19 protein-coding genes are annotated in these 19,554 nt (G+C 71.1%); 7 read left to right on the plus strand and 12 right to left on the minus strand.

The annotated features are described in order from the left end of the window. Nucleotides 1–53 precede the first annotated feature (53 nt). From ACWDZ4_RS18380 to ACWDZ4_RS18390, 3 genes are all read right to left on the minus strand, one after another. Entirely contained in the window at nucleotides 54–4,361 is a 4,308-nt protein-coding gene (locus ACWDZ4_RS18380) for a HAMP domain-containing protein (protein ID WP_451509430.1), read from the minus strand. 243 nt (nucleotides 4,362–4,604) lie between these two features. After that, nucleotides 4,605–6,164, minus strand: a complete 1,560-nt coding sequence (locus ACWDZ4_RS18385; RefSeq protein ID WP_451509431.1) for a protein kinase domain-containing protein — start codon at nucleotides 6,162–6,164, stop codon at nucleotides 4,605–4,607. 322 nt (nucleotides 6,165–6,486) lie between these two features. Further along, the gene (locus ACWDZ4_RS18390; RefSeq protein ID WP_451509432.1) at nucleotides 6,487–7,128 is read right to left on the minus strand and encodes a class I SAM-dependent DNA methyltransferase; all 642 of its coding nucleotides are present in this window, start codon (nucleotides 7,126–7,128) and stop codon (nucleotides 6,487–6,489) included. A 61-nt stretch (nucleotides 7,129–7,189) separates the two neighbouring features. On the opposite strand from ACWDZ4_RS18390, the gene ACWDZ4_RS18395 reads away from it, so the two are divergent. The 3 genes from ACWDZ4_RS18395 to ACWDZ4_RS18405 all read left to right on the plus strand — a co-directional run bounded on the left by ACWDZ4_RS18395 (nucleotide 7,190) and on the right by ACWDZ4_RS18405 (nucleotide 9,417). After that, a complete protein-coding gene (locus ACWDZ4_RS18395; RefSeq protein WP_451509433.1) occupies nucleotides 7,190–7,495 on the plus strand; it encodes a hypothetical protein in 306 nt (101 codons plus the stop codon). A 95-nt stretch (nucleotides 7,496–7,590) separates the two neighbouring features. After that, on the plus strand, nucleotides 7,591–8,304 hold the full coding sequence (locus tag ACWDZ4_RS18400; protein WP_451509434.1) for a lysophospholipid acyltransferase family protein: 714 nt from the start codon (nucleotides 7,591–7,593) through the stop codon (nucleotides 8,302–8,304). Between the two features lie 63 nt (nucleotides 8,305–8,367). Then, the gene (locus ACWDZ4_RS18405; RefSeq protein WP_451509435.1) at nucleotides 8,368–9,417 is read left to right on the plus strand and encodes an NAD-dependent epimerase/dehydratase family protein; all 1,050 of its coding nucleotides are present in this window, start codon (nucleotides 8,368–8,370) and stop codon (nucleotides 9,415–9,417) included. 54 nt (nucleotides 9,418–9,471) lie between these two features. Here the strand turns inward: ACWDZ4_RS18405 and ACWDZ4_RS18410 are convergent, their stop codons facing one another. The 8 genes from ACWDZ4_RS18410 to ACWDZ4_RS18445 form a co-directional block, all read right to left on the minus strand. Beyond that, the gene (locus ACWDZ4_RS18410) at nucleotides 9,472–11,049 is read right to left on the minus strand and encodes an alpha/beta hydrolase (RefSeq protein WP_451509436.1); all 1,578 of its coding nucleotides are present in this window, start codon (nucleotides 11,047–11,049) and stop codon (nucleotides 9,472–9,474) included. Between the two features lie 179 nt (nucleotides 11,050–11,228). Further along, on the minus strand, nucleotides 11,229–12,011 hold the full coding sequence (locus ACWDZ4_RS18415; RefSeq protein ID WP_451509437.1) for an urease accessory protein UreD: 783 nt from the start codon (nucleotides 12,009–12,011) through the stop codon (nucleotides 11,229–11,231). After that, nucleotides 12,008–12,685, minus strand: coding sequence for an urease accessory protein UreG (ureG, locus tag ACWDZ4_RS18420; RefSeq protein WP_451509438.1), 678 nt, complete (start codon nucleotides 12,683–12,685; stop codon nucleotides 12,008–12,010). Before ureG ends, ACWDZ4_RS18415 begins: the two co-directional genes overlap by 4 nt. A 28-nt stretch (nucleotides 12,686–12,713) precedes the next feature. Next, nucleotides 12,714–13,424 carry an urease accessory protein UreF gene (locus ACWDZ4_RS18425; RefSeq protein WP_451509439.1) on the minus strand — a complete coding sequence of 237 codons (711 nt, stop codon included), beginning with the start codon at nucleotides 13,422–13,424 and terminating at the stop codon, nucleotides 12,714–12,716. Nucleotides 13,425–13,426: 2 nt separating this feature from the next. Then, entirely contained in the window at nucleotides 13,427–15,148 is a 1,722-nt protein-coding gene (locus ACWDZ4_RS18430) for an urease subunit alpha (RefSeq protein WP_451509440.1), read from the minus strand. Next, on the minus strand, nucleotides 15,141–15,452 hold the full coding sequence (locus ACWDZ4_RS18435) for an urease subunit beta (protein ID WP_451509441.1): 312 nt from the start codon (nucleotides 15,450–15,452) through the stop codon (nucleotides 15,141–15,143). The genes ACWDZ4_RS18430 and ACWDZ4_RS18435 overlap by 8 nt, the downstream gene beginning before the upstream one ends. 16 nt (nucleotides 15,453–15,468) lie before the next feature. After that, a complete protein-coding gene (locus ACWDZ4_RS18440) occupies nucleotides 15,469–15,771 on the minus strand; it encodes an urease subunit gamma (RefSeq protein WP_451509477.1) in 303 nt (100 codons plus the stop codon). A gap of 357 nt (nucleotides 15,772–16,128) precedes the next feature. Continuing rightward, the gene (locus ACWDZ4_RS18445) at nucleotides 16,129–16,413 is read right to left on the minus strand and encodes a type II toxin-antitoxin system Phd/YefM family antitoxin (protein WP_451509442.1); all 285 of its coding nucleotides are present in this window, start codon (nucleotides 16,411–16,413) and stop codon (nucleotides 16,129–16,131) included. A 62-nt stretch (nucleotides 16,414–16,475) separates the two neighbouring features. Between ACWDZ4_RS18445 and ACWDZ4_RS18450 the strand changes: the two genes are divergently transcribed. From ACWDZ4_RS18450 to ACWDZ4_RS18465, 4 genes are all read left to right on the plus strand, one after another. Continuing rightward, nucleotides 16,476–17,129, plus strand: a complete 654-nt coding sequence (locus ACWDZ4_RS18450; protein WP_451509443.1) for an ATP-dependent Clp protease proteolytic subunit — start codon at nucleotides 16,476–16,478, stop codon at nucleotides 17,127–17,129. Nucleotides 17,130–17,137: 8 nt separating this feature from the next. Next, nucleotides 17,138–17,446, plus strand: a complete 309-nt coding sequence (locus ACWDZ4_RS18455) for a hypothetical protein (RefSeq protein ID WP_451509444.1) — start codon at nucleotides 17,138–17,140, stop codon at nucleotides 17,444–17,446. A 500-nt stretch (nucleotides 17,447–17,946) separates the two neighbouring features. Beyond that, nucleotides 17,947–18,420, plus strand: coding sequence for a C40 family peptidase (locus tag ACWDZ4_RS18460; protein WP_451509445.1), 474 nt, complete (start codon nucleotides 17,947–17,949; stop codon nucleotides 18,418–18,420). A gap of 44 nt (nucleotides 18,421–18,464) precedes the next feature. Further along, nucleotides 18,465–18,851 carry a VOC family protein gene (locus tag ACWDZ4_RS18465; protein WP_451509446.1) on the plus strand — a complete coding sequence of 129 codons (387 nt, stop codon included), beginning with the start codon at nucleotides 18,465–18,467 and terminating at the stop codon, nucleotides 18,849–18,851. A gap of 34 nt (nucleotides 18,852–18,885) precedes the next feature. Here the strand turns inward: ACWDZ4_RS18465 and ACWDZ4_RS18470 are convergent, their stop codons facing one another. Further along, nucleotides 18,886–19,545, minus strand: a complete 660-nt coding sequence (locus ACWDZ4_RS18470) for a LysE family translocator (RefSeq protein WP_451509447.1) — start codon at nucleotides 19,543–19,545, stop codon at nucleotides 18,886–18,888. Between the last annotated feature and the right edge of the window lie 9 nt (nucleotides 19,546–19,554).

The raw sequence follows: 19,554 nt of genomic DNA on the forward strand, positions 1-19,554 counted from the left end.
CCGCAGGACGGGCGCGGGGATGTCTGTCGACGGCCGGCGAAGGCCGCTTCGCTTTAGTTGTCCAGCCATCGGCGCACGCATGCGATGAGGTCGTCGGCGTCCACCGGTTTGGTGACGTAATCGCTGGCGCCGGAGGCGAGGCTCTTCTCCCGGTCCCCCGGCATCGCCTTCGCGGTGACCGCGATGATGGGCATCCTCGCGTGCGCGGGCATCTGCCGGATCTCGGCGGTCGCCTCGTAGCCGTCCATCTCCGGCATCATCACATCCATCAGGATCAAGTCGATGTCCGGATGTGCGGCGAGTGCCTCGATCCCCTTCCGGCCGTTCTCCGCGTGCAGGACATTGATGCCGTGGAGCTCCAGGATGCCGCTGAGGGCGTAGAGGTTGCGGGCGTCGTCATCGACGACGAGCACGGTACGGCCGTGCAGAGCGGCGTCGACGGTCCGGGGAGCGCCCTGACGGGTTTCCTCGGTCCGCACCAGGGGCACGACGGCCCCCGGCTGCTCGGCCGACAGGTGCAGGGCGATACGTTCACGCAGTTCGTCCAGGCTGGAGAGCAGCTCCAGCGGCCTCTGGCCGGTCCGGGACTGGAGTGCTCGCTCGTGCGCCGCGTCGAGGCGGCGGTTGTTGTGCGCGAGGACGGGGACGTTCCTGAGCGCGGCGTCGCCGTCCATCGCGTCCAGGAAGCGCAGGGCTTCACCGTTGGCCATGTCCAGTTCCAGGACCACGCAGTGGAACGGCTCGGCGGCAAGAGCGCCGGCGGCCTCCTGGGGGCCCACGGCCGCGATGACCTCGATGTCCTCGCGGTCGGCGAGGTCGGTGAGGTCGTAGCTGCCGGCGAGTTCGGCCACCGCGCTTTCGGCGACGAGGGAGAGCAGCCCGCGCGGGCGCTTCTCGATCACGAGCAGTCGGCGCGGCCGGCGCGGCTGCGGGGCCGCAGCGGTCCGGGCGCGCTCCCCGCTCCCGGCTGCCCCGTCGCCTTGACCGGCTCTCGCCGTGCCGGCCGGGGCGGCGGTCGTCTGCTCCTGCAGGCCGGCGCGTGCGACGGGCAGGTAGAGAGTGAAGACACTGCCCTGGCCGAGCGTGCTCTCGGCCGTGAGGGCGCCGCCGAGCAGGTGCGCGATCTCGCGGCTGATGGACAGACCCAGTCCCGTGCCCCCGTACTTACGGCTGGTGGTGCCGTCCGCCTGCTGGAAGGCCCCGAAGATGACCTCGAGCTGCTGCTCGGCGATGCCCACACCGGTGTCCTGGACGCGGAAGGCCACCACGGCGCCGCCCCGGTGGACGGAGCCGGGGATCTCATCGTCGGCTGCCTGTTCGATGCGCAGCTCCACGCTGCCGCGCTCGGTGAACTTCACCGCGTTGGACAGCAGGTTCCGCAGGACCTGCCGGAGCCGGGAATCGTCGGTGAACAGGTCGAGCGGTACGCCGGGCGCGGTGGTGATCGTGAAGTCGAGGCTCTTCTGCGTGGTCATGGGGCGGAAGGTGGCCTCGACGTACTCGAGGAGCTGCCGCAGCGCGACGTGTTCCGGATGGATGTCCATCTTTCCCGCCTCGACCTTCGACAGGTCGAGGATGTCGTTGATCAGCTGCAGCAGGTCGGAGCCCGCCGAGTGGATGATGCCCGCGTACTCGACCTGCTTGGCCGTGAGGTTGCGGTTCGGGTTCTGGGCGAGCAACTGGGCGAGGATCAGCAGGCTGTTGAGCGGGGTCCGCAGTTCGTGGCTCATGTTGGCCAGGAACTCGGACTTGTACTTGGAGGCCAGCGAGAGCTGCTGGGCGCGGTCCTCGAGCTCCTGCCGCGCCTGTTCGATCTCCAGGTTCTTGCCCTCGATGTCGCTGTTCTGAGCGGCCAGCAGGGCGGCCTTCTCCTCCAGTTCCGCGTTGGAGCGCTGGAGCTCCTCCTGCTGGACCTGCAGTTCCTCGGAACGCGACTGCAGCTCGGCGGCGAGCCGCTGCGATTCGCCGAGCAGCTCGTCGGTACGGGCGTTGGCGACGATGGTGTTGACGTTGACGCCCACCATCTCCATGAGCTGTTCGAGGAAGTCCCGGTGGACGGGGGTGAAGGCGGTGAACGAGGCGAGCTCGATGACGCCGAGGACCTGGTCGTCGACGACGATCGGCAGCACGATCAGGCTGCCCGGTGTCGTCCGGCCGAGTCCGGAGGAGATGCTGACGTAGTCGCCGGGCACTCCTTCGGCGGCGATGGTGCGACGGCTGCGCGCCGCCTGGCCGACGAGGGATTCGCCCAGCTTGAAGCGGTCGTGGCCGGCGCCGGCGGGACGCCCGTACGAGCCGACGAGCCTGAGCTCGGTACCGTCCGGGGTCTCCTCCGCGAGGTAGAAGGCGCCGTACTGGGCGCAGACCAGCGGGGTGAGCTCGTCCATGATCAGCTCGCCGACCACGGCCAGGTCGCGATGGCCCTGCATCAGGCCGGAGATCCGGGCCAGGTTGGACTTCAGCCAGTCCTGCTCCTTGTTGGCCCGGGTCGTCTCGCGCAGGGAGCCGACCATCGAGTTGATGTTGTCCTTCAGCTCCGCGACCTCACCGGAGGCGTCGACGGTGATCGACCTCGTCAGGTCGCCCTCCGCGACGGCGCTGGTGACCTCGGCGATGGCCCGCACCTGGCGGGTGAGGTTGCCGGCCAGCTCGTTCACGTTCTCGGTGAGACGCTTCCAGGTGCCGGAGACGCCCTCGACCTCGGCCTGTCCGCCGAGACGGCCCTCGCTGCCCACCTCCCGGGCGACACGGGTGACCTCGGCGGCGAAGGACGACAGCTGGTCGACCATCGTGTTGATGGTGGTCTTCAGCTCCAGGATCTCGCCCCGCGCGTCCACGTCGATCTTCTTGGACAGGTCGCCGTTGGCGACGGCGGTAGTGACCAGGGCGATGTTGCGGACCTGCCCGGTCAGGTTGTTCGCCATGGAGTTGACGTTGTCGGTGAGGTCCTTCCAGGTGCCGGCGACGTTCGGCACGCGGGCCTGGCCGCCGAGCTGTCCTTCGGTGCCGACCTCGCGCGCCACGCGGGTGACCTCGTCGGCGAACGCGGACAGGGTGTCCACCATCGTGTTGATGACCTCGGCCAGCGCGGCGACCTCGCCCTTGGCCTCGACCGTGATCTTCCGCGACAGGTCACCGCGCGCCACGGCGTTGGCCACGTCGGCGATGGAGCGCACCTGGCCCGTCAGGTTGGAGGCCATCACGTTGACGTTGTCGGTGAGGTCCTTCCAGGTGCCGGAGGCGCCCCGTACGGTCGCCTGTCCGCCGAGGTTCCCCTCGGTGCCCACTTCGCGGGCGACGCGGGTCACCTCGTCGGCGAACGCGGACAGCTGGTCGACCATCGTGTTGATGGTCTCCTTCAGCTCCAGGATCTCGCCGCGGGCGTCCACCCGGATCTTCTGGGTGAGGTCTCCCTGCGCGACGGCCGTCGTGACCTCGGCGATGGAGCGCACCTGGGCGGTCAGGTTGTCGCCCATGACGTTGACCGACTCGGTGAGGTCCTTCCACGTGCCGGAGACGCCCTTGACGTCGGCCTGACCGCCGAGGCGCCCCTCCGTACCGACCTCACGGGCCACACGCGTCACCTCGTCGGCGAACGCGGACAGCTGGTCGACCATCGTGTTGATGGTCTCCTTCAGCTGAAGGATCTCGCCCCGCGCATCGACGCCGATCTTCTGCGACAGGTCACCCTGGGCGACCGCGGTGGCGACCTGTGCGATGGAGCGCACCTGGGCGGTCAGGTTGCCCGCCATGAAGTTCACGGAGTCGGTCAGGTCACGCCAGGTGCCGGAGACGCCCTTGACGTCGGCCTGACCGCCGAGGCGCCCCTCCGTACCGACCTCACGGGCCACACGCGTCACCTCGTCGGCGAACGCGGACAGCTGGTCGACCATCGTGTTGATGGTCTCCTTCAGCTCCAGGATCTCGCCCCGCGCGTCCACGTCGATCTTCTGCGACAGATCGCCCCGGGCCACCGCGGTGGCCACATGGGCGATGTCGCGGACCTGCGTCGTGAGGTTGCCCGCCATCGCGTTCACCGAGTCGGTCAGGTCGGCCCAGGTGCCGGACACGCCCGGCACCACGGCCTGACCGCCCAGCGTTCCCTCGGTGCCGACCTCGCGCGCGACCCGGGTCACCTCGGACGTGAACAGCGACAGCTGGTCGACCATGCCGTTGAACACGGTGGCGATCTCACCGAGCAGGCCGTCCGCCTCGTCGGGCAGGCGTGTGCCGAAGTCTCCGTCGCGTACCGCGGTGAGCCCGTCCAGCAACTGCCGCAGCTCCGGCTCCCCCACCTTGCCGGTGCCGCGCGGCCGTGTCCGCTGCACTGGACGTGAGCTCTCAACTGTCGTCTCAGCCATGACCCATCCTCATCGCGCTCACCGGACACCCCACCAAAGGGACACAGGACACCATCACGGCCCTCGGGCAGGGCCGCTCTCCCTCTGCGCCGCACGTCTTCGATCAGGGATCGTTGCCGTGCGACAAAATTACGAAGCAGAGTACCCCGACACCCGCTCCCCGGAGAAGCGGCGCTGATCTCCAGCTCACCATGGCGTGCGGATCCGGGCCGTTCCCTCCCCTTCGGCGGGCATGTCTTCGCGTCAGCGGCGCTCGGACTTCTCCGGCCCCTTGCCCCCCTGTCGTTTTCCGTCACCGGGAGGGACCACGCCCTTGTCGGCCTTGGGCTTCTTCGGGCCGTTTTCCCTGCTTCCGCCGTTCTGGGGGCCACTGTCCTGCGCGCGTTCGTCTCCGGCGTCTCCGAGCGGCTTGCGGGGAGCACTGCTGTTCGGGGCGTGCTCCCCGCTGCGCCGGCCCGCGTTCTCGCCGGACTCCGGACTGTCCTGGCCGGCCTGGTTTCCCTGGCTCCCCTGGCTGTCCTGACTGTCCTGGTTTCCCTGGCTGTCCTGGCCGTCCTGGCTTCCCTGGCCGTGGGAGGCACTGGAAGAGGCAGCGTCTGCCGGTGCGGCGGCAGACGGCTTGGTGGTGGTGTGCCGTACGGGCCCGGGCGCCGAGGGGCCGGCGGAGGGCTCCCTCGCGGTGTGCGGTGCGGACTCGGGTGGACGGGGAGTGGGCGCCTCCTGCCCACCCGTGCCACCGGGCAGGAGGGCAGTGGTGGTGAGGACGGCGCCGAGCAGAGCCGCGAGCGCGGTGCCGCTGACGAGCAGCGTGCGCGTACGCCGGACCCCTGATCCCTTCGCGGGCCGCTGCGGCGTCTCCTCTCTCGTGGTGACCGGGCCGGGGGAAAGCCGGGAGTCTCCCGCCTCGTCCCCTTCGCCCGCGAGGCGGTGCACGGCCCCGGCCGGCGCGGTGTCGGGGTCGAGGTCGGGGTCGGGATCGGGGGAGATGTCCGTCAGGGCGGCGGCGCACTCCCGTGCGTCCGGCCGGGCGGTCTCGTCCTTGGACGTCATGTCACGCAGAAGGCCGGCCAGGGCGGTGGGCACGTGGGAGGGGATGTCCGGCGGCCGGTGCAGGCGGGCTATCGCCGCTTCCAGGGGCGGGCCACTGTATTCGAGTTCGCCCTTGAGGCATTCGAGGAGAACGAGCCCGAGTGCGTATACGTCTGCCGCGGGGCCGGCCCCTGTGCCGAGGACCTGCTCGGGTGCGAGGTAGGCGGCAGTACCGATGAGGGCGCCGGGCACCGTGTTGGACGTGGCGTCGATGAGGCGGGATATGCCGAAGTCCGTGAGGTAGGGCCTGTCGTCGGCGTCCAGCAGGATGTTGGAGGGTTTGACGTCCCGGTGCACGATGCCCGCGGCGTGCACATGGGCGAGGGCGCCGGCCAGGCGGACGCCGAGTCGGGCGGCGGACTGCGGTGTCATGGGGGCGGTCGCGAGCTGCTGCCGCAAGGTGGTGCCCCGGACGAGCTGCATGACCAGATACGAGTGGTTCTCGTACCGTCCGGCGTCGTAGACGGTGACGAGCCCCGGGTGGTGCAGACGTGCGAGCAGCACGGCCTCGTCACGGAATCGTTCCTCGAAGACCGCGTCGGCGCCGGGCCGGAAGATCTTCACCGCCACGGGCCGTCCCAGGCGCAGGTCGGTCCCCCGGTACACGTCCGCCGTGCCGCCCCTGCCCAACAGCTCGTCGAGCCGGTAGCGGTCGGCGAGAGTGCCGTGGGCACTCTTCGTGCCGGCCCTGTTGGCCGGCGTACGGCTCGTCATCGAGACTCCTGCGGGTGAAGCGACACCAAGGTGCGCGCACGGACGTCCAGCACGCTTCTCCGGGTACCCCCCGCGCCACCCCGCATACGTAACAAACAGGCCGGCAGTGCCGGGACCGGGCCGCCGGGTCCGCCGTCCGCAATGGTGGTGGTCCGACACCGCGGCGTGTGACCCACGGAATCCCGCCGGCTTCTTCGTGCGGAGCGTCCGTGCCCGGAGACGCTCCGTGCGAACCGGGCCGAGCCCTGCGCCGTCTTCCGAGGTCGCGCTCCGGTGTCACGCCGGCATCGTGGCGGAACTGAATGGTAGACCAGCGGCAGGGTCAGCCGCGGCGGGCCAGGAGGTAGGCCCGGCGGGTCTCGACCTCGTGGGCGTAGTGGGTGCGCTCCATGTGCATTTCCACGGTGAACCCGGCCGCTTCGAGCAGCCCGATGACGTGCGCGGGTTCGAGGAAGCGGAAGTCGACGTCCACGGCATGTCCCCACCACTCGTCCAGGTGCCGGACCTCCTCGCCGATGTGGAAGGAGAGGAGGAGAAGGCCGGAGGGGCGCAGGACCCGCCCGGCCTCCTCGAAGGCGCGGCGCAGGTCACCGGGGGCGAGGTGGATGATCGTGCAGAAGGCGACGGCGGAACCGAACTCGCCGTCCTCGGCGGGAAGTTCCAGCAGATCGCCCTTCCGGAACCCCACCTGCGCGAACCGGCGACGGCCGGCTTCGACCATGCCCGCGGACTGATCGATCCCGACCGTACGCGCGCCCTTCCCGGCGAGCCAGGCCGCCACGTGTCCGGGGCCACAGCCGAGGTCGGCGATCGCGGTCCCTGGCTCTGTCTGTTCCAGGAGGGAGGCCGGGAGCGCCCGGTCGAGCGGCTTCCCGGCGAGCTCGTCGTGCAGCCGGGCCGCGTACTCCTCGGCCACGGTGTCATAGCTGCGGCGTACGGAGGTGTGATGTCCACGATCACCCACAGGGGCCGGCATGCCACGGGGCAGCCGGTGGGCGTGCGTGCCCGGGACGAGGGGGAGACCGATGAGACATGACGCGTTCCTGGCTCGTGTGCGCGGGCGCGGTGAGGGTGAGTACGCCGACCGGGAGGGGTCCGCGCAGATCACGACGGCCGTACGGGAGATTCCGGCCCACCGCGTCGCGTCCGGCGGAGAGGCCGAGGACCTGGCGTCCCGGCTGCCGGCGTCGCTGAAGGACGCGCTGGAGACCGGCGGCGGCCGGCGGCGGCCGGCGAGCCGAGTCCTGCGGCGTCGAGGAGTTCCGCTGACGCCCAGTCGACAAAGTCGGTACAGGGCAGGCATCGACCCGCCCGAAGACGGTTACACGTGACGACAGCTGCACATAGGCTGTCCTCCCCCCGAGATCTCCGCTGACCTGGCAGTACGCAGCCCTGGAGCCGATCCGGCAGAGCTAGGAGCCGCCTCATGTTCTATTACGTGCTCAAGTACGTCCTCCTGGGGCCGCTGCTGAGGCTGCTCTTCCGGCCGAGGATCGAGGGGCTCGACCACGTCCCCGGCGAAGGGGCCGCGATCGTGGCGGGGAACCACCTGTCGTTCTCCGACCACTTCCTGATGCCCGCGATCATCAAGCGGCGCATCACCTTCCTCGCCAAGGCGGAGTACTTCACGGGTCCCGGCCTCAAGGGCCGGCTGACCGCCGCGTTCTTCCGCAGCGCGGGACAGATCCCCGTCGACCGGTCCGGCAAGGACGCGGGGAAGGCGGCGATCCGCGAGGGCCTCGGGGTACTGAGCAGGGGCGAGTTGCTGGGCATCTATCCGGAGGGCACCCGCTCGCACGACGGCCGGCTCTACAAGGGCAAGGTCGGGGTCGCCGCGATGGCGCTCAAGGCACAGGTGCCCGTGGTGCCGTGCGCGATGGTGGGTACGTTCGAGATCCAGCCGCCGGGACAGGCCGTACCCCGTATCAAGCGCGTCACCATCCGGTTCGGTGAGCCGCTGGACTTCTCGCGGTACGCGGGCATGGAGGACGAGAAGGCGGCGCTCCGCGCGGTCACCGACGAGATCATGTACGCGATCCTCGGTCTGTCCGGGCAGGAGTACGTCGACCGGTACGCGGCCGAGGTCAAAGCGGAGCAGGAGCAGGAACGGGCGAAGAAGTTCCCCAGGAAGCTGCGCTGACGGCGGATCAGCGGACGGCGAACGGTTCCCCGCCGGCGGGGAACCGCACGTAGCGTCCCTCGTATGACCAGAGGAAGCGCATTCGTCGTCGGAGCGACAGGACAGATCGGGCGGGCCGCCGTACGGGCGCTCGCCGAGGACGGCTGGGACGTGAGAGCCGGATCGCGCGGCGGCGGCCGCGACGAGACCTGGCCGCAGGAGGTACGGGCGGTGGCGGTCGACCGGGAGGACGACACGGCGCTGGCGGCCGCGCTCGGCGACGGCTGCGACGTCCTGGTGGACATGGTCGCGTTCGAGGAGAGGCACGCGGCGCAGCTGACGGGACTGGCGGACCGGATCGGTTCCGCGGTCGTCATCTCCAGTGGCGCCGTCTACGAGGACGACAGGGGCCGCAGCTTCGACACGCAGGAGGAGCCCGACGGGTTCCCGCGGTACCCGGTGCCGATCCGCGAGACCCAGACGACCGTGGCACCGGGGGACGCGACGTACGGCACCAGGAAGACCGCCGTCGAGCGGCATCTGCTGGCCGCCGGCGACCGGCTGCCGACGACCCTGCTGCGCGCGGGCGCGGTCCACGGACCGTACTGCCGGACTCCGCGCGAGATCCACTTCGTCAAACGGGCGCTGGACGGGCGGCCGGTGCGGGTCCTGGCGTACGGCGGGCGCAGTCAGTTCCACCCGGTGCACGTCTCCAACCTCGGAGAGCTGATCCGGCTGGCGGCGGCGCGGCCCGGCTCCCGGGTGCTCAACGGCGGCGATCCGGACGTGCCGACGGTCGCGGAGATCAGTACGGCGATCGACGCGGTCATGGGGGTGGAGAGCGAGCTGGTGCTGGTGGACGGGCCTCCGCCGGTGGGCTCGGTCGGGGAGACCCCCTGGAGCGGCGACGGCCACCCCATCGTCTACGACATGTCCGCCGCCGCGCGGGAGCTCGGCTACCGGGCTGTCACCGGTTACGCCGATTCGCTGCCCGCCACCGTGGAATGGCTGGCGGAGGTGCTCCGTAACCAGGACTGGCGGGAGGCGTTCCCCAAGCTGTCGCAGAGGTACGCGCCCGGAGGCGACGGGCCGTTCGACTACGCGCAGGAGGACGCCTGGCTCGCCGGCCGGTAGGCGCGGGGAGGGGGCGGCCAAAAACCCCGGCCGCCCCCTCCCGTGTTCAGGCCGTTACGGCTTCGGTGCGGCGTGCGGGGCGCACGTCACATCGCGGCTGTCGGTCTTCCCGGTGAGCAGGTAGGTGTCGACCCGGTCGTTGACGCACGGGTTGGCGATCCCGGTGACGCCGTGCGAGCCGGCGCCCTTCTCCGTGATCAGGCGCGAGCCCTTGAAGCGCTGGTGCAGCTCGACGGCGCCCTCGTACGGAGTGGCGGCGTCACGCTCGGCCTGCACGATCAGGACCGGCGGCAGCCCCTTGCCGGACTTGACGTTCAGCGGGGTCTGCTGCTTCGACGACCAGGTGGCGCAGGGCAGGTTCATCCAGGCGTTGGCCCACGTCATGAACGGGTGGTCCCGGTGCAGCCTGGTGTTGTCCCGGTCCCACGTCTTCCAGTTGGTGGGCCACTTGGCGTCCGCGCACTCGACGGCCGTGTAGACGGCGTTGCCGTTCTCCGAGGCGGCGTTGCCCGCGGTGTCCGACAGGTCGGGGGCGATCGCGTCGACGAGCGCCTGCGTGTCGCCCGCGACGTACTTGCTCCAGGTCCGGGCGGTGGACGCCCAGGCGGAGTCGTAGTACGGCGCGCTCTGGAAGAAGCCGATCAGCTCGGCGGGGCCGACGACGCCGCCGAGGGGGCTCTTCTTGGCGGTGGCGCGCAGCTTCACCCACTGCTGCTCGACCTTCTCGGGGGTGTCGCCGAGGTGGTAGGTGGCGTCGTTCTTGGCGACCCACGCCTTCCAGTCGTTCCAGCGCATCTGGAAGGCGACGTCCTGGTCCAGGTTGGCCTGGTACCAGATCTTCTCCTTCGACGGGTTGACCACGCTGTCGACGACCATGCGGCGGACGTGGTCCGGGAACAGCGTTCCGTAGACCGCGCCGAGGTAGGTGCCGTACGAGACGCCGAGGAAGTTCAGCTTCTTCTCGCCGAGCGCGGCGCGGACGACGTCCAGGTCACGCGCGGTGTTGGGCGTGGTCATGTGCGGCAGCAGCCAGCCGCTGCGCTCCTGGCAGCCGTCCGCGTACTCGGCGGCGAGCTTGCGCTGGGCGCGCTTGTCGGCCTCGCTGTCGGGCACCGGGTCGGGCTTCGGTGCCCTGACGAACTCCTGCGGGTCGACGCAGGAGATGGGCGAGGAGTGCCCGACGCCACGCGGGTCGAAGCCCACGAAGTCGTACGCCGCGGCCATCTTCGTGTAGACCGGGTTCTTCTTGGTGACCCGGGTCGGGAACCTCAGGCCCGAGCCGCCGGGGCCGCCCGGGTTGTAGAGCAGCGCGCCCTGGCGGTCCTCCGCGGAGCCGGTGTTGCCGATGCGGTCGACGGCGATCTTTATCTTCCGGCCGTTCGGCTCGGCGTAGTCGACGGGCACGGTGACCCAGCCGCACTGGATGGGCTTTTCGAGGCCCCAGTCCGCCGGGCAGTCGCGCCAGTCGATGCCCGCCTTCGCCGCGCGGCCGGCGGCGATCTGCACGCCGCGCGCCTCGGACGTGCTGGTGTGGCGGTCCTGGGCGCCGGCCGTGGGCGCGGTTACCGCGCCGGCCAGCAAGGTGCCCGCTATGAGAGTGCCGGCCGAGCCGAGCGCTGCTGTACGCCTCAAGTGGTGCCTCCCCCTGTGAGTGTGGTGCCGTGGGTGACGGCAGCGATCAGTGATCGACGGTCATGGGTGTACGGGCGCATCCTGTCGCCTGAAGGGTCCTCAGCAACAGGTCGTACTGGTGTTTCTTTACCAATCCCATAACCGGAGAGCCGTGTCCCGCTGAGCGGTGCACATGGCGGTCACCCAAATGTCTGAAGTGCCCCGTCCAGTACGCGCCGCAGCCGCAGGGCGTCGGTCGCCACCGCCGTGACCAGCACGGCGGGCCCGGCGAGCGCGGTGAGGACCGCACTGTCACCCAGAAGGCGGGTTTCAGGTGGTTCGTTCTCAAAGTCGGGATGGACGACCAGGAGTTGGCCGGTCGCCCGGTGTCCGCCGAGCACCGCTCCCCCGTCCCAGCCGCCGGGCGCCCCCGGGCCGTACGACAGCTCCTGGTCCAGCAGCGGGCGTCCGGCCCGCAGGACGGTGAGGCGGGTGGTGAGCGTGCCGGACTCCTCGCCGTACCTGCCGAGGATCTGCTCCTCGCGCAGGACCAGGCGGGCGGAGGCGGCGAGCTCGACGCGGGTGGTCATGCGCAGGTCGCTGCCGCGGGCCGAGATGAGCGGTTCGGGCAGCCAGCGCAGGTCCGCGTCGGCTCCGGCCGTCAGCCGTACGTCGTAGCGGGCGGGCAGGGAGCCGCGGCCGGGCAGGGCGACGGTGGCCGCGGCCGAGTCGACGGCGAGCGCGGCGCCGCCCCGCACGTCGGCCTCGACGGCCAGCCGGTCGCCGCCCAGCGGCGCGCTCATCGCGCCGACGACGGTGACCCGGGCGTACGCACCCGTGCCGCGCGTGCGGCGCAGGGCGAGCGGCCCGGCGCTCTCCAGGACGGGCAGCCGTGTGCCGCCCCGGCCGTCGGGGACGGCGGTGACCCTGGCCGTCGCCTCGATGCCCGCCACGCCGGTGCCCGCCGGCGCCACGGTGGTCACGCGGACCAGGCGGCGAGCCGCTCGCGGACCCAGTCGGCCACCGGCTTCACGCCGCCCTCGGACGCCAGCGAGGTGAAGACGACGGGGAGTTCGCCGCGCTGCGCCTCGGCGTCGCGCGCCATGCGGCCGAGGTCGGAGCCGACGTACGGTGCGAGGTCGGTCTTGTTGACGACCAGCAGGTCGGCCGTGGTGACACCGGGCCCGCCCTTGCGCGGGATGTCGTCGCCGCCCGCCACGTCGATGACGAAGACCTGCGCGTCGACGAGCCCCTTGGAGAAGGTGGCGGTGAGGTTGTCGCCGCCCGACTCGACCAGGATCAGGTCGAGCGGTCCGACCGCGTCCTCCAGGTCCTCGACCGCTTCGAGGTTGGCGGAGATGTCGTCACGGATGGCGGTGTGCGGACAGGCGCCGGTCTCGACGGCCTGGATGCGCTCGGGCGGCAGGACGGCGTTGCGGAGCAGGAATTCGGCGTCCTCGCGCGTGTAGATGTCGTTGGTGACGACGGCGATGGACAGCTCGTCGCGCAGTTCCCGGCAGAGGGCGGCGACGGTCGCGGTCTTGCCGGAGCCGACGGGGCCGCCGAGTCCGATGCGCAGGGCGCGCTTCGTACCGTCGGGGCGGGCGGCGTCGGCGCCGACCGCCATGGTGTGGTCGTGGGTGTGGTCGAGGTGCATGGTGCGGCTCCTGTGCGGTGATGCGGGGTTATGAGGCGAAGAGGCGTACGGGCCAGTCGGCGTGCGCCTGCGCCGTGATGTCCAGCAGCGGCGCGGAGGCGGCGGGCAGCGCGCCCGTGCCTTCGTCCCGGGTCCGGCGGGCGGCTTCGGCGGCGCGCCGCGCGACCTGGTCGAGTTCGGGCGCGAGGCGGGCGAGGACGGCGGTGGCCTCGAAGGGGTCCAGGCTGAGCAGGCGTACCGCCGCGGTGGCGGGACCGCTGACGGTCTCGTACACGACGCAGTGCGCGGCGTCCTCGGGCCCGAGCCCCGCCGCGCGGGCGGTGACGCCGAGCACGACGGGCTGGTGCGCGCCGCGCGGACGCGCGGCGGCCAGTGCGTCGAGCGCCTCGCACGGCCAGGTGGCGCGGGCGGCGCGCATCAGCTGCCGGCCCAGCTTGCGCGCCGTCGCCCGCAGGGCGGGTGAGGGCGTACGGGCGTCGGCGGCCTCGTCGAGTGCGAGGGCGTCGACGCCGAGGGCGGCCGCGGCGGCGAGCGCCGCCGCGGTGAGCCCGGTGGTGTGCAGGCGGCCCCGGCAGAAGGCGGCGAGGTCCGCGGCGTCGCGGACGCGCCCCGCCTTGACGGCCGCTTCGGCGCCACCGGAGTGGGCGTGGCCCCCGGCGGGGAACCGCCCGTCCGCGAGCACGAGGAGGGCGGCCCGCGCGCCGGGCGAGGCGTGCTCGACGTGAGGGGAAGTGTCCATGGTCAGAAGAGGAAGTAACGCTGGGCCATGGGCAGTTCCGCGGCCGGCGCCGGCTCGACCGCGTCCCCGTCGATCGTCACCGTGAAGGTGTCGGGGTCGACCTCGACGCGCGGGAGGGCGTCGTTCTCGCGCATGTCGGCCTTGGTGACCCGCCGCGTGCTGCTGATCGGTACGAACCGCTTGCCCAGGCCGAGCCGTTCGGGCAGCTTGTCCTCGATCGCGGCCTGGGCCACGAAGTTGAAGGAGTTGGCGGCCGGAGCCCTGCCGATCGCGCCGAACATCGGCCGGGGCAGCACCGGCTGCGGGGTCGGGATCGAAGCGTTGGCGTCGCCCATCTGCGCGTACGCGATTTGCCCGCCCTTGAGGACGAGCTGCGGCTTGACGCCGAAGAAGGCGGGCTCCCACAGCACGAGGTCGGCGAGCTTCCCGCTCTCGACGGAGCCGATCTCGTGGTCGAGGCCCTGCGCGACGGCCGGATTGATCGTGTACTTGGCGACATAGCGACGCGCACGGTGGTTGTCGGCGCGTCCGTCGCCCGGCAGCGCTCCCCGGCGCTTCTTCATGACGTGCGCGGTCTGCCAGGTGCGCAGCGCGACCTCGCCGATCCGGCCCATCGCCTGCGAGTCGGAGGAGATGATCGAGATGGCGCCGAGGTCGTGGAGGATGTCCTCGGCCGCGATGGTCGAGGGCCGGATCCGGGACTCGGCGAAGGCCAGGTCCTCCGGCACGGCCGGGTTCAGGTGGTGGCAGACCATCAGCATGTCGAGGTGTTCCTCGATCGTGTTGACGGTGTGCGGCCGGGTCGGGTTGGTGGAGCTGGGCAGGACGTACGGCTCGGAGACGACCGTGATGATGTCCGGCGCGTGCCCGCCGCCCGCCCCCTCGGTGTGGTACGCGTGGATGGTGCGCCCGGCGATGGCGGCGAGGGTGTCGCCGACGAACCCGGCCTCGTTCAGCGTGTCGGTGTGGATGGCGAGCTGGGCGCCCGTCTCCTCGCACACGCCGAGGCAGGCGTCGATGACGGCGGGCGTCGCGCCCCAGTCCTCGTGGATCTTGAATCCCAGTGCGCCGCCCCTCAGCTGGGCGTGCATCGCCTCGCGCGACATCGTGTTGCCCTTGCCGAGCAGTCCGATGTTGACGGGGTAGTGCTCCAGCGCCTCGAACATCCGGGCCAGGTGCCAGCCGCCGGGCGTGACGGTGGTGGCCTTGGTGCCCTCGGCGGGGCCGGTGCCGCCGCCGACGAGCGTGGTGATCCCGGAGGAGAGCGCCTGCTCGACGACGGTCGGGGAGATGAAGTGGACGTGCGCGTCGATGGTCCCGGCGGTGAGGATCCTGCCGTTGCCCGCGATGATCTCGGTCTCGGGTCCGATGACCAGGTCCGGGTGGACGCCGTCCATGGTGTCGGGGTTGCCGGCCTTGCCGATGCCGGTGATCCGCCCGTCGCGCAGGCCGATGTCGGCCTTGACGACGCCCCAGTGGTCGAGGATCACCGCGCCGGTGATGACGGTGTCGGGTGCGCCGTCGGCCCGGGTCGTACGGGCCTGGCCCATGGACTCGCGGATCACCTTGCCGCCGCCGAACACCGCCTCGTCACCGGCGCGTCCGGGCCCGCCGCAGCGGTCCTCCTCGACCTCGATCAGCAGGTCGGTGTCGGCGAGCCGGATGCGGTCGCCGGTGGTGGGGCCGAACAGGTCGGCGTACACAGGGCGCGGGAGCTCAGGCATCGAGGGCACCTCCGGTCTCCCCGCGCAGACCGGCGACGATGCGCCGGCCGCCGACGGGGACGAGTTCGACGTCGACGGGGATGCCGGGCTCGAAGCGCACGGCGGTGCCCGCGGCGATGTTCAGCCGCAGGCCGCGGGCGGCGGCGCGGTCGAAGCGGAGGCCGGGATTGGCCTCGGCGAAGTGGTAGTGGGAGCCGACCTGGACGGGCCGGTCGGCGGCGTTCAGGACGGTGAGGCGGATGACGGGCAGGCCGTCGTTGAGCACGACGGGGTCGTCGGCGTACAGGATCTCTCCGGGGATCATCGGCTGCCGCTCCCCGTCAGGCGATCGGTTCGTGGACGGTGACGAGCTTGGTGCCGTCCGGGAAGGTCGCCTCGACCTGTACGTCGTGGATCATCTCCGGGATGCCCTCCATGACGTCGTCACGGGTGAGCACCTTGCGTCCCGACGACATGAGTTCGGCGACGCTGCGGCCGTCGCGGGCGCCTTCGAGGATGTGCGAGGTGATGAGGGCGATCGTTTCGGGGTGATTGAGTCTCACGCCGCGTGCGCGGCGTTTCTCCGCCACGTCCGCCGCCACATGGATGAGCAGTCTTTCCTGCTCGTGCGGGGTCAGTTGCACGCGTGCCACCTCCAGTTGTACCGCCGCGCCGCCCGTACGGGGGCAGGCGGAGTCCAGCGCGTCCGCGAGGCTGAGAGGGGGGTACGGAACCACGGCTTCCGCCTCGGGCGCAGCGGGACCATATCCAACTTCAACACTCCGTTGACCTGCGTTTTCTGGCCGCGCGGCCAGACATTGCACGTTAGAGCGGAAGTTTTTCCAACGCGTTAACTGGGGCTTTGCGCGTCCATGGTCATCAGCGCGTCCGGCCCGCCCCCGCCTACGGGACCGCGACCTGTAGCGCGACCCGTACCGCGGTCGGGACCGCCTCGTACACGGCGCCGCGGCCGTGCGCCCCGCCGACCGGCCGGCGGGGTGTCAGCTGCGGGGGGTCTCGCCGCGGTGCTCGGCGGCGATTCCGAAGCGGCGCCGTTCGCCCGGAGCGGACGGCGCCGAGCCGATCACGGAGACCGAACCGACCACCCGCTCCTCGGCCGCCTCCTGCTGCTCCTCTTCGAGTCGCGCCAGGTCAGCGGCGGAAACCAGCGCCACCAGCGGCTTCCCGTGCCGCGTCACGACCACCCGTTCACCGCCGTAGACGACGCGGTTGATCAGGTCCGCCAGCTCTGCCCGGGCTTGCGTCACCGGAATCTCGTAAGCCATGCTCCCCATGGTAAGAGCTGTACGTCCTGTACATTTTTTACAGAGACTTCGGAGGCACCGCCATGAACCGATCCAGCGCCCCCGGCGCCCCCGGCGCCCGTTACGTACTGCCCGAGTTCACGGAGCGCACCAGCGCCGGGACCCGCACGGTCGATCCGTACGCGAAGCTGCTCGCGGAGCGGATCGTCTTCCTGGGAACGGCCGTCGACGACGCCGCGGCCAGCGACGTGACGGCGCAGTTCATGCACCTCGAACACGCCGCCCCCGACCAGGCCATCTCGCTCTACATCAACTCCCCCGGCGGCTCGCACACCGCCATGACCGCGATCTACGACACCATCCGGTTCGTGAGCTGCGACGTGGAGACGATCTGCCTGGGCCAGGCCGCCGCCTCCGCCGCCGTCCTGCTGGCGGCCGGCACGCCGGGCAAGCGCCTCGCACTGCCGGGCGCCCGGGTGCTGCTCAGCCAGCCGTCCATCGACCGGCCCGTGCACGGCCGCCCTTCGGACCTGGAGATCGAGGCGCGGGAGTCGACGCGCATGCGGCAGACGCTCACTCGACTCCTCGCACTGCACACCGGGCAGAGCGTGGAGCGCGTCGACGGCGACATCGAGCGCGACAAGGCGTTCACGGCCGAAGCCGCGATGGCGTACGGCCTGGTCGACCACGTCGTGCAGAGCCGCAAGGCCGCGCCCGCCGCCCCGGCCCCGAGGTGAACCCGCGCATGCCGCCGCCCGAACTGCCGCCGCTGCCCGCACTGACGCGCGCCGAGTGCGAGTTCGTCGACCGCTATCTCGAAGTCCTCGATCTGATGGGACGGATCAACCCCGCACGCGGCACCGACACCTACGGCGCGCTGCGGGCCGCCCAGGCTCTCGCCGGGAAGGCCGCCGGCCTGCGGGACGCCCTCGCCCTGATGCACGAGCGGGGCGAGTCGCGTGTGCACGCCGCCACGCTCGCGCGGGCCCTGCGCGTGCTCGACGGAGAGCGGCGGGCGGGCCGGGTCACCCTGCCGTCCGTGTCCACGAGTTGAGGGACACGCGGTCGGCTCCCCCCATTGGCGTACGAGAGGAACTCACTCAAAGGGCGTAGGAAATACCTGAACAGCGGTATGACCCAACTTGCGCAACACGCCTGCACAACCGGCGGAATTGGACATTCCGCCGCTGGTACGACGGTCGTCAGACACCCGCGTCCGGTGTCGAAAACACACCTGTCCACCCGAACGGGTCAGCGGTGATCAGCCTCACAAAATGCCGTTTCGGCTCGGAAATCCGGCTGTTCATGAGTCAAGATCCCTGGGACGACAAGCCCCCGCCACCGCGGCGGGGCGGTCCGGGCGGACGCCGAGTCCTGCCGCCGCTTCGGACGACTGGTCGACAGGAGTGCATCGGCAGGAGTGGAGGACCCAAGCAGTACGGGGTGACCGGAGACGGTCGTCCCTCGGGGTGAAGCCGCACACCGCGGCCGGGCATCTTCGCCTGTCCGAACCCGACAGGTCATCCTTCACAGGCGGCTGACGAAGGGTCGCGCATGACCGCGCACAAGCATGTCCCGTCCGTACTGTCCCGGGCCGGAGCCGCTTCGGCTCTCACCCTCGCCGCGATCGGCACCACGATGCTGGCGCCCGGCGCCGTCACCGAGGCCCAGGCCGCATCACATTCGACGAAGGCGCTCAACGTCGCCGCGTCGAAGAAGGGGGCCCCGTACAAGCACGGGGCGGTGGGTCCGAGCCGGTTCGACTGCTCAGGGCTGACGCTCTATTCGTACAAGAAGGCCGGCAAGAGCCTGCCACGCACCGCCCAGTCCCAGTACAACAAGACCCGGCACATCTCCGCCTCCAGTCGCCAGCGCGGGGACCTGGTCTTCTTCCACTCCGGGCGCAGCGTCTACCACGTGGGCATCTACGCCGGGAGCGGCAAGATCTGGCACTCCCCCAAGTCCGGCTCCGTGGTGAAGCTGGAGAAGATCTGGTCCAAGAGTGTCTGGTACGGCCGCGTGCGCTGATATTTCCCGGCCGGCTGTCGGACCGGGGAGGTACGTTGCGTGCCATGACCTTCCTGAATCCGGTACGCCACATCACCTTCGACGCCCATGACCCGTACATGATCGCCGAGTTCTGGTCGCACCTGACCGGTTACACGCTGCTGGACGAGCCGGGTGACGACGAGGTGCTGATCGATCCGGAGCGGCCCGGTGTGCCCGGACTGCTGTTCATACGGGTTCCCGAGGGCAAGGTCGGCAAGAACCGCGTCCACCTCGACATCCAGCCGGCGCACGGCACGCGGGATGCCGAGGTGGAGCGGCTCGGCGCGCTCGGTGCGCGGATCGTCGACGACCACCGCACCGAGGACGGCCGGGGCTGGGTCCTCATGGCCGACCCCGAGGGAAACGAATTCTGCGTGGAGCGCGGCGCGGAGGAGATCAAGCCCGTCTGACGCGGCGGTACGGACGGTGGGGCGGGCTGGCGCGTTACGCGGCGGCCGCCGCCACCGGCCCGGCCAGCAAGGCCACTCCCAGCACGGCGAGCGCGGTCCCGCTGACCGCTTCCACGGCGCGGGCCGCGCCCGGCCGCCGCAGCCACCTGCCGAGGCCGTCCACGAGCAGGGCCACGGTGGGGAACCACAGCAGTGCGAGTACGACGACGACGGTGGCGAGCAGCAGCGTCCTGGGCAGCGGCTGCTGGTCCGCCGGCACGAACTGGGGCAGCAGGCTGAGGAAGAGCACCGGCGCCTTGGGGTTGAGCGCGTTGGTGAGGAAGCCCTGGCGCAGACTGCGGCCGACGCCCCGGGCCGCAATCGCCCCGGTCGCCGGCCGCCCGTCGGGTTCCGGCTCCTTGCGCGGCGCCGGGCGCAGCGCGGACCGCAGGGCCCGGCAGCCGAGGTAGAGGACGTAGGCGCCGCCGAGCAGCTGGACCGCGCGGAAGAGCGCCGGTACGGCGACGAGTACGGCCGCCAGTCCCGCCACGGCCAACGCCGTGTGGACGAGCAGCCCGCCCGCGACGCCCACCGCGCAGGCGACCCCGTCCCGGCGGGAGACGAGTGCGTTGCGTACGACGACGGTGAAATCCGCGCCGGGCATGGCGACCATGCCCGCGGCGACGCCCGTGAAAGCGACCAGTTGTGCGTCCATGCCCCTCAG

The organism is Streptomyces sp. NPDC003016 (assembly GCF_053591455.1).